The 8,939-nt window shown below is 75.8% G+C and carries 8 protein-coding genes; 3 read left to right on the top strand and 5 right to left on the bottom strand.

Annotated elements, in window-relative coordinates; genetic code table 11:
* Window positions 1–156: 156 nt before the first annotated feature.
* From QZX64_RS05800 to QZX64_RS05780, 5 genes are read right to left on the bottom strand one after another with little or no spacing between them, the layout of a single operon-like run.
* Complete coding sequence (locus QZX64_RS05800; RefSeq protein ID WP_295657658.1) at window positions 157–1,308, bottom strand: VWA domain-containing protein; 1,152 nt, start codon at window positions 1,306–1,308, stop codon at window positions 157–159.
* Window positions 1,305–3,560 (bottom strand): DUF5682 family protein, encoded by a 2,256-nt coding sequence (locus QZX64_RS05795; protein WP_295657657.1) that lies wholly within the window; start codon window positions 3,558–3,560, stop codon window positions 1,305–1,307. Before QZX64_RS05795 ends, QZX64_RS05800 begins: the two co-directional genes overlap by 4 nt.
* The gene (locus QZX64_RS05790; protein WP_295657656.1) at window positions 3,547–4,656 is read right to left on the bottom strand and encodes an AAA family ATPase; all 1,110 of its coding nucleotides are present in this window, start codon (window positions 4,654–4,656) and stop codon (window positions 3,547–3,549) included. Before QZX64_RS05790 ends, QZX64_RS05795 begins: the two co-directional genes overlap by 14 nt.
* The gene (locus QZX64_RS05785; protein ID WP_295657655.1) at window positions 4,653–6,110 is read right to left on the bottom strand and encodes a DUF5691 domain-containing protein; all 1,458 of its coding nucleotides are present in this window, start codon (window positions 6,108–6,110) and stop codon (window positions 4,653–4,655) included. The genes QZX64_RS05790 and QZX64_RS05785 overlap by 4 nt, the downstream gene beginning before the upstream one ends.
* Complete coding sequence (locus QZX64_RS05780) at window positions 6,107–7,402, bottom strand: SWIM zinc finger domain-containing protein (RefSeq protein WP_295657654.1); 1,296 nt, start codon at window positions 7,400–7,402, stop codon at window positions 6,107–6,109. Before QZX64_RS05780 ends, QZX64_RS05785 begins: the two co-directional genes overlap by 4 nt.
* A 73-nt stretch (window positions 7,403–7,475) precedes the next feature.
* On the opposite strand from QZX64_RS05780, the gene QZX64_RS05775 reads away from it, so the two are divergent.
* The 3 genes from QZX64_RS05775 to QZX64_RS05765 all read left to right on the top strand — a co-directional run bounded on the left by QZX64_RS05775 (window position 7,476) and on the right by QZX64_RS05765 (window position 8,829).
* A complete protein-coding gene (locus tag QZX64_RS05775; protein WP_295657653.1) occupies window positions 7,476–8,111 on the top strand; it encodes an endonuclease in 636 nt (211 codons plus the stop codon).
* 119 nt (window positions 8,112–8,230) lie between these two features.
* Window positions 8,231–8,536 (top strand): WXG100 family type VII secretion target, encoded by a 306-nt coding sequence (locus tag QZX64_RS05770; RefSeq protein ID WP_295657652.1) that lies wholly within the window; start codon window positions 8,231–8,233, stop codon window positions 8,534–8,536.
* Window positions 8,533–8,829: a WXG100 family type VII secretion target gene (locus tag QZX64_RS05765; RefSeq protein ID WP_295657651.1), complete on the top strand. Its 297-nt coding sequence runs from the start codon at window positions 8,533–8,535 to the stop codon at window positions 8,827–8,829. Before QZX64_RS05770 ends, QZX64_RS05765 begins: the two co-directional genes overlap by 4 nt.
* Window positions 8,830–8,939 lie beyond the last annotated feature (110 nt).

Below are 8,939 nucleotides of genomic sequence, written 5' to 3'. Positions count from 1 at the left end.
CGGAGAGGGCGAGCGCCGAGCCGAGGACTCCGAGCAGCAGGCGCCTCACGGGGTCACCACCAGCTGCGCCAGCACGGCACCGGCCGCCAGCAGGGCGCCCACGAGGGCGATGCCCGGTGAGGGGCTGCTCACGTCGACCTCCCGGCGGCGCCGCAGTCAGTCGCCGTGGCTGGTGACGATGTCCTCGGACGCCGCCCAGGCGGCGAGGTCGCGCTTCTCGATGGCGGCGGCCATCAGGTCGGGGAAAAGGTCGGGGGTGCACGCGAAGGCCGGCACCCCCACCTCGGCGAGGGCTGCGGCGTGCGCGGCGTCGTACGACGGGGCGCCGGAGTCGCTGAGGGCGAGCAGCGCCACCATCGTGGCGCCCGAGCCGACGACGTCGCGGGCGCGCCGCACCATCTCCTCCGCGATGCCGCCCTCGTAGAGGTCGCTGATCAGCACCAGCACGGTGTCGGCCGGCTGCCGGACCAGCCCCTGGCAGTAGGCCAGCGCCCGGTTGATGTCGGTGCCCCCGCCGAGCTGGACGCCGAACAGCACGTCGACGGGGTCGTCCAGCTCCTCGGTCAGGTCGACGACCTCGGTGTCAAAGGCCACCAGGCTCGTCGACACCGAGCGCATGGAGGCGAGGACGGCACCGAACACGCTGGCGTAGACGACCGACTCCGCCATCGAGCCCGACTGGTCGAGGCAGAGGATGACGTGCCGCTCGACCTGGTTGGCGCGGCGGGCGTAGCCGACGAGCCGCTCCGGCACGACGGTGCGGTGCTCGGGCAGGTAGTGCTGGAGGTTGGCGGCGATCGTGCGCCGCCAGTCGATGTCGGCGGGTCGCGGTCGGCGGGTGCGGGCGGCCCGGTTGAGGGCACCGGTGACCGCCTGGACCGTGCGGGCGCGCAGCCGCTCCTCGAGCTCGTCGGTGACCCGGCGTACGACGGAGCGCGCGGTGGCCCTGCTGTGCTCGGGGATGACCCGGCCCAGCCCGACGAGCGTGGTGACCAGCTTGATGTCGGGCTGGACCGCCTCCATCATCTCCGGCTCGGTGAGCAGCTGGTAGAGCCCGAGCCGCTCCATGGCGTCGGCCTGCATCACCTGCACCACCGAGGACGGGAAGTAGGTGCGGATGTCGCCGAGCCACCGGGCGACCCGCGGGGCGGAGCCGCCCAGCCCGCCGCGTCGCTCACCGTCGTACAGCGCGGCCAGCGCCTGGTCGCGCTGCTGGTCGGCCGCACCGAGCCCGGCGGCGAGGTCGATCCCGTCGGCGGCGCCGCCACCGAGCACCAGCCGCCAGCGGGTGAGCCGGTCGCGGGTCACGACGCCTTCCCCCCTCGGAGCCCGAGCAGCTCGGCGACGCGCAGGGCGGCCGGCAGGCCGCGCTCGAGGTCCAGGGCCGTCGAGGCGACGGCCAGGGGCCGGTCGGGCTGCCGCAGCCGGGTGCCGATCTGGCGGCGCGCTCCGGTGTCGAAGCGCGAGAAGGTACGCCGCAGCAGGGGCAGCAGGTCCTCGAACACCTCGTCGCCGACCGAGGCGACCCACTCGTCGACGATGCGCAGGAGCTCGCGGTCGTGCAGGAGCAGCAGCGCGTCGCCCTGCAGGAACCCGTCGAGCCAGGCGGCTCCCGCGACGGCCCCGGCACCGGGCGACAGCCGGCGTGCCAGGCGCCTGGCCGTCTCGGCCGGCTCCAGGACGCCGGCGTCGAGCAGCAGCCGGTTGGCCCGGCCCGCCACCGCCCCGTTGATCCGGTCGTCGGCGGCCACGGCCGCGAGCGCGCCGCGCCACGGCTCGGTGAGCGTGGCGTCGTCCACCAGGGCCACGCCGCGGTGGGCGCCGTCGATGGCCTCGCGCATCGCCGACGCGGCCTCGTCGTCCAGTGAGGAGCACGCCGGGCGCAGCCCCACCGAGGCCCGGGTGACCACGGTCTCCAGGACGCCGGCCACGCGCGCGGTGTCGGCGCCGCGCACGTCGCCGTACCTCCTGGTGCGTGCCAGCGGCTCGACGCTGCGGAGCAGGGCCAGCGTGTCGTGCTGGCGCGCGGTGCGCTCGGCGAGCGTGTCGACCACCGCCGCGAGCGCACCGGGCAGGTCGGCGGTGAGGCACTCCCCCACCAGGGCGCCGAGCACGGCGAGGTCGGGTGCCCGCTCCGCCGTCTCGGCGACCTTTGACTCCGCCGCGGCGAGCACCGTGGTGCCGTGCAGGCCGGCCTCGATCAGCGCGACGGAGAGCTCGGGCTCCCACCGCAGCTCCCAGGCCTCCTTGAACGTGCCGGTGGAGCGGCCCGCGTCGGTCTCGGTCCCCCACGGGACCTCGAGCAGCCGCAGCCGGTGCAGCAGCACCGACCGGTCGCGCTGGGAGTCCTTGCGCAGGTCCAGGGTGATCGTGGTCGCGGTGGCGGTGGGCTTGAGCCGCAACGTCCGCTGCTGCCGGGCGAGGTCCTGGGCCAGCGGGGTGAGCGGCACCGACGCCGGCACCCGTCCGAGCTCCTGGCCGATCACCAGCCGCTCGCGCACCAGCGCCAGCGGCAGCTCGGAGCCGCCGCACAGCACGGTCTGGGTCGCGTCGACCAGCTCGCTGAGCCCGACCGAGGGCCGACCGCGCACGGCGGCGAGGGCGTCGGCGATCCGCACCGCCTCCACCACGCTGGCCGGTGCGGCGTCGATCCCCTCGGCGCGCAGCTCGCGGGCGGTGCGCGTGAGCCAGCCGGCCACCACGTCGTCGCCGCGCTCCCAGGAGGCGAAGAGGTGCTGGTACCACCCCGGCGAGGTGACGCCGGCGCCGTACCCGCTGGCGAAGGCGAGCCGGCCGGCGCTCCACGGCACCCACGTGGTGGCGACCTTGGTGCGCGGCAGGCCGGCCAGCAGCCTGGTGTCGCGCGTCGCCGGCGGCCACGCGTCGGGGTGGACGGCGGGCGCGTGGAACGCGCCGCACACGAACGCCACCCGGCGGGCGCCGCCCTTGAGCACCGCGCGGAGGACCCGGCGCATGGCCGCCTCGCGCCGGTCGTTCTCGAGGTCCTCGTCGTGGAGGTCGGCGCGCACCTCGGCCATCGCCTCCCGGATCGCCACGAAGGTGCCCAGGCTCGAGGTGGTGCGGTGCTCGACGGCGTCCTCCCACCACCGCTCCGGGTCGTCGTAGCCGGCCGCTCGGGCGAGCGTGCCGATCGGGTCGGGCCGGTGCGGTGCCCGGACGTCGTCGTCCCGCTCCCCCAGGGTGTGGGCGGCCGGCAGGTCGGCGAACCGGACGGGTACGTCGCGGGCGCGCGCCCAGCGCAGGGCGACCCACTCGGGCGAGAAGGACGCCAGCGGGTAGAAGGACGCGCGGCGCGGTGCGTCGGCGGCGTACACCAGGGCGGCGACCGGAGGGACCAGGCCGGGGTCGACGGCCGTCTCGACGAGCACGTCGAGCTCGGGGGCGCCCTCGATCACGACCGCGTCGGGGGCGAGCTCCTCCAGCGCCCCGAGCACCGACCGGGCCGACCCGGGGCCGTGGTGGCGGACGCCGAGGACCTCGATGCGGGGCGCCGCCACGGCAGCGTCGGCGGCGTCGGCTGCGTCGTCAGAGGAGGTCACGGCAGGCGCGGTAGAGGTCGGTCCACTCGGGGCGGTCCTTGACGACGGTCTCGAGGTACTCCTGCCAGACGATCCGGTCCTGCACGGGGTCCTTGACGACCGCGCCGGTGATGCTGGCGGCCACGTCGTCGGCGCGGATGACCCCGTCGCCGAAGTGGGCGGCCAGCGCGGCACCGTTGGTCATCACCGAGATCGCCTCGGCGGTCGAGAGCGTCGCGGACGGCGACTTGACCGTCGTCCGGCCGTCGAGGGTCGCGCCGGAGCGCAGCTCGCGGAAGACGTGGACGACCCGGGTGATCTCCGAGAGCGCCTCGAGCTCCGCGGGCAGCTGCAGCGAGCGGCCGAGCGCGGCGACGCGGGTGCGGACGATGTCGACCTCCTGCTCGAGGGTGTCGGGCAGCGGCAGGACGACGGTGTTGAACCGGCGACGCAGCGCGGAGGACAGGTCGTTGACGCCCTTGTCGCGGTTGTTGGCGGTGGCGACGAGGTTGAACCCGTGCTGGGCCTGCACCTCCGTGTCGAGCTCCGGCACGGGCAGGGTCTTCTCCGACAGGATCGAGATGAGCGCGTCCTGGACGTCGGCCGGGATGCGGGTCAGCTCCTCCACGCGTACCAGGCTGCCGGTCTCCATGGCGCGCATCACCGGGCTCGGCACCAGCGCGTCGCGGGACGGGCCCTCGGCGAGCAGGCGGGCATAGTTCCACCCGTAGCGCAGCGACTCCTCCGCCGTGCCGGCCGTGCCCTGCACGACCAGCGTCGAGCGGCCGCTGACGGCCGCGGCGAGGTGCTCGCTGACCCAGGTCTTCGCCGTGCCGGGCACGCCGAGCAGCAGCAGCGCCCGGTCGGTGGCCAGGGAGGCGACCGCGATCTCCATCAGCCGTCGCGGACCGAGGTACTTCGCGCTGATCTCGGTCCCGTCGTCGAGCCGGCCCCCGAGGAGGTACGTCGTCACCGCCCACGGCGAGAGCCGCCAGCTCGGCGGGCGGGGCTTGTCGTCCGACGCCTCCAGCGCGGCCAGCTCGTCGGCGTACACGTCCTCGGCATGGCCGCGGAGCACCTGCTCCGTGCTCGGCTCGTCGGTCTGCGGCGTGGTCATGCGAAGGCCTCCGTGATGGTCGGGACGAGCGAGAGGTGCTGGGCCAGCTGGTGGAACGGGTCGGTGGGGCCGGCACCGGTGGCCGCCAGCCGCTGCACGGCGCCGGCCGTGGCGGGGTGGAGGCCCTCGGCGAGGGTGGCGACGAGGTCGGGGAGGTGGTGCGGGTGACGGTCGAGCCGGGCCAGCCTCGTCACGATCCTCGCACTCGTGCGCTCCGGCCACGGTCCGGGCGCCAGGCGGAGCGCGGAGACGAGCTCGGGCACGTCCTTCACCCGCTCGATGCGAGCCAGCATGCGCTCGGCCACCTCCTCGGCGGGCAGGCACCGCGCCAGCCCGGGGTCCCACACCCGGTCGAGCAGGGCCCGTGCCCAGGTGGCGTCCCGGCGGCCCACGGCGCTGCCCTGCAGGCCGGCGAGCGCGTCGGCGTCGCCGAGGGTGCCGACGATGGTGGCGGCGTCCAGGCCGGTGGCGCGGGTCCAGGTCTCGAACGGCGCCCCCGCCGCCAGCCGCTGGAGCCAGAACCCCCGCTCTGACCGACCCCTCGGCGCGGCTGTCAGCCCGTCGCGCACGGCCTCCTTCGTCGGCCTCGTCGGCAGTTCGACGTGAATCGTCCTGCGCACCAGGCCGGAGGTGCTGAGCAAGGGGGCCAGGACGTCGCCGAGGCGCCGGGCACGCCGGGACTCGGGCAGCCGGTCGAGCAGGCGGTACGCCGTCTCCCGCACGCCCTGGGCCCGGTCGTCGAGGGCCCGCTCCAGCAGCGGCTCGTCAGCCGGGGAGAGCCCCACCTCGAGGCAGGCGAGCAGCTCGGAGCGGACGACGGCGGCGTCCTGTCGCCAGGTGGACCCCAGCAGGGCGCGCCCGCCCTCCGGGTCGCGCGCCCTGACCCGGCGGAGCCGCACGGCGCGGTCCAGGGTCGGCAGCAGCTCCCAGTCGCCGTCGTCGGCCCGCTCGGCCGGATCTCCTCCGGCGGCGGCCCAGGCCCAGGCGGGGTTCTGTGCCGCGAGCCAGGTGCCGCGGTGGTCGAGCACCGGCACCACGGCCGGGCGCAGGAGGGCGGTCGTGCTCGCCCTCTCCAGCAGCGGCACGAGTGCCTGGTGGTGGGCCCGCCGCCCGGTGGCCCGGGCCGTGCGCAGCCACACCAGCAGCGAGTACGGCGCCAGCCGCGCGCCGACGGGCGGCTGGGTGAGGAGCAGGTCGAGCAGCTGGCGGGCGCGGTCGGGCGGCGGTGCGTGCTCGTCGTCAGGGGCAGGGGTCGCCGCCTCCTCGCCGTGCCGGGGGGCGGTGCCGGCCCGGCGGAGCGCGGCGGCGACCGCGACCGCGTCGAGCAGTGCCGTCTCGGGCGGCGCTCCCTGCGTCGGCCGCGGCAGGACGGGTGGGGACTCGGGCACCGGGCGGCGCGCCGTACCGACGAGGGCGGCGGTCGCCAGGTCCTCGCGCCACTGGTCGATGCTCACCGCGCCTCCCCCGCCGGGTCGAGGTCGACGGCGAGCGGCCGGAACCCACCGTCCTCCAGCTCGCCGAAGACGGTCGTCGGCCGGCCGCCGGTGAGCGCGGCGAGCCGCCAGGGATCACCGGCGGCGAGCAGCGGCACGCCGGCGCCGGCGGGGTCGTGCACACCGCTCGCCGTCAGAGCGACCCCGGCCAGCACGACGGGGATGCGCGAGGTCCAGGGGTTGCCGGCCCAGGCGTCGGCGAGCTGCGCATGGGCCGCGTCGAGGGACACGCCGTCGGGGAGCTTGGCGTCGGTGCTCACGAGCGCGGGCTCGGTGGCGAACAGCGCCCGCCGCGGCCCCGACCCCGGGTAGCGGGCGACGGTGGCGTCCAGGACCGAGCCGACGAGCCGGGCGGCCGGCAGTGACGTGCCGCGCGCGGCGAAGTCGAGCACGACGACCGTCTCGGCCGTGCCGATGGAGCGCAGCCAGGTGCGCTGCTGCTGGAGCCGGCCGTCGTCGCTGCGGTGCGCGCCGAGCACCTGCCAGTGGTCGTCGACGGCGTCGGCGGCGCGCACCTCCTCGGTCGGCACCGGCCACCCGACGTACACCCGGAGGTCGGCACGGCCCCGCTCGTCGAGGTCGTCGCGGCGCTGCCACGCGCGCGCCGCCGTCCACCAGCGGCCGAGCTCGCCGAGCAGGTGGTCGGCCCAGTCGTCGCGGCGGTTGACCTCCGACCCGGCGTCGCGGACCCGCTCGGCCAGGCCCGGCAGCTGGGCGTCGACGAGCCGGGCGGCCGCGGCGTCCCACCACGACAGGGGCTGTCGCTTGGCCGCGATGGTGCCGCCGCGGACGAGGTCGGCCAGCCACAGCGAGAGCTCCTCCATCCCCGCGTCCATCAGCGCCATCCGCTGGGCCAGCCGCTTCGCGCGCGCCTCCGGGTCGACCTCCTTCTTCGCGGGCTCGGCGGCGTCCACGGCCCGTTGCGCCCTCGTCGCCGCCCACTCGCGCGCGAAGTCGGCGCCTTCTGCTGCGTCCGCGACCGACCCGCTGCCGTCGACCCAGAGGAGCAGCAGCGCGAGCGCGTGCTTGCAGGGGAACTTCCGGCTCGGGCAGGAGCACCGGTACGCCGGCCCGGTCAGGTCGATGCTCACCTGGTACGGCGTCCTCCCCGACCCCTGGCACCGCCCCCAGACCAGGGTGTCGGTGCTGCCGGTCCCCGACCACGGTCCCGGCCGCGCGAGCCTGCGGGCAGCGGCCATCGACGAGGGGTCGGGGGCGGCCTTCTCGACCGCCTTCAGGGTCCACCGGGTCATGGTGGGGACATCATGCCTGCGGGCACCGACGGCGCACCGCGCTGATCCGGCGACGACGGGGTACCACCGGTCCATGGCTGACAAGGACGTGGTGCGGACGCTGCTCGACCAGCACGGCACGACGTACGCCGAGGACGCCGGCATCACGATGGCCGACAAGCCCGCGCCGCTGTGGCAGCTGCTCGTGCTGAGCCTGCTGCTGTCGGCGCGGATCAGCTCCGAGATCGCCGTCGCGGCGGCCCGCGAGCTCTTCGACGCCGGCTGCGGCACCGCGCACGGCACCCGCGACACCACCTGGCAGCACCGCGTCGACGCGCTCGGCCGCGGCCACTACCGCCGCTACGACGAGCGGACCTCCACCCAGCTCGGCGAGCTCGCCGACGTGGTGATGGAGGAGTACGCCGGCGACCTCCGCAGGCTGCACGAGCGGGCCGACGACGTCGGCGACCTCGACGAGGCGCTGCAGCAGTTCAAGGGCATCGGCCCCGCCGGGGCCGCGATCTTCCTCCGCGAGGTGCAGGGCGTGTGGCCCGACATCGCGCCGTACGTCGACGACCTCGCCGCCAAGGGCGCCGACCGCCTGGGGCTGCCGAAGGACCCGGACAAGGTCGCCGGTCTCGTGTCCGGCAAGGAGCTCCCCCGGCTGGTCGCGGCCTTCGTCCGGGCCGCCCGGGACGTGGACGTCGTGGCGGACGTCGAGGACGCCTGAGGTCGACGGCCAGTTGTCCACAGGCCCGGACCTCCGGGGTTCCGCCGGGAGCCCGTGGCGGGAAGAGTCGCCCCCAGATGTAGTCGTCCGGCTCCGGCCGGTGCACCTCGGGAGGCACCATGTTCGTCCGGCTCGACCCTGCTCAGCTGTCCCTGGGCGCTGACGCCGTCGAGGAGCGGGCCGCCGACATGGCGGCCCGTCGTGCTCGGATCGAGGCGTCGGTCGAGGCGCTCCTCGCGGGCTGGCACGGGGACGCCGCCGCCCGGTTCGCCGGGCTGTGGGAGGAGTGGCGCACCGGCGCCGACGGCGTGATCGCCGGCCTCGCGGCGAGCTCGGTGGCGCTGCGGTCGGCGCGCGACGACGCGTCCATTGCGGATGCTTCGTCCTCCGAGACGCACGACCTGCTGTGCAGGCGGCTGGGATGACCGACTACGGGGTCGACGTCGACGAGCTGGCCGCCGTGATCGCGGCCATGGACTCCTGCGGCCAGGACCTCGCCGACCTCGCGACGGAGGTGGAGGCCGCCCAAGGCGCGCTGCACGCGGGGTGGGCGGGGCTGGCGAGCGAGGCCCACACGGCCTCGCAGGCCGCGTGGCGCTCCTCCTTCGCGGACATGAGGTCCAAGCTCACAGAACTGCGCGCGGTCGGCGACACGGCGCGCGGCAACTACTCCGCCGCTGTCGAGACCAACCTGACGATGTGGCGGGAGGTCGGATGAGGATCGTCGTCACGAGCGGCGGCTTCACCTCCGCCGCAGACGCCTGCCGCACGGGCAACCAGGTCTCCGCACTGGTGTGCGAGTCGCTGGCCGGCAAGCTCGGCGGGTAC

The organism is uncultured Nocardioides sp., from assembly GCF_902805925.1.
Classification (GTDB): Bacteria; Actinomycetota; Actinomycetes; order Propionibacteriales; family Nocardioidaceae; genus Nocardioides.
Note: the sequence above shows the minus strand (reverse complement) of the source record. Positions and strands in the feature narration are given on the sequence as shown.

What these genes read in the sequence shown, in the direction of transcription:
- QZX64_RS05790 (WP_295657656.1), bottom strand. Translation starts at nt 4,656, where the DNA reads ATGACCACGCCGCAGACCGACGAGCCGAGCACGGAGCAGGTGCTCCGC.
- QZX64_RS05780 (WP_295657654.1), bottom strand. Translation starts at nt 7,402, where the DNA reads ATGACCCGGTGGACCCTGAAGGCGGTCGAGAAGGCCGCCCCCGACCCC.
- QZX64_RS05775 (WP_295657653.1), top strand. Translation starts at nt 7,476, where the DNA reads ATGGCTGACAAGGACGTGGTGCGGACGCTGCTCGACCAGCACGGCACG.
- QZX64_RS05770 (WP_295657652.1), top strand. Translation starts at nt 8,231, where the DNA reads ATGTTCGTCCGGCTCGACCCTGCTCAGCTGTCCCTGGGCGCTGACGCC.
- QZX64_RS05765 (WP_295657651.1), top strand. Translation starts at nt 8,533, where the DNA reads ATGACCGACTACGGGGTCGACGTCGACGAGCTGGCCGCCGTGATCGCG.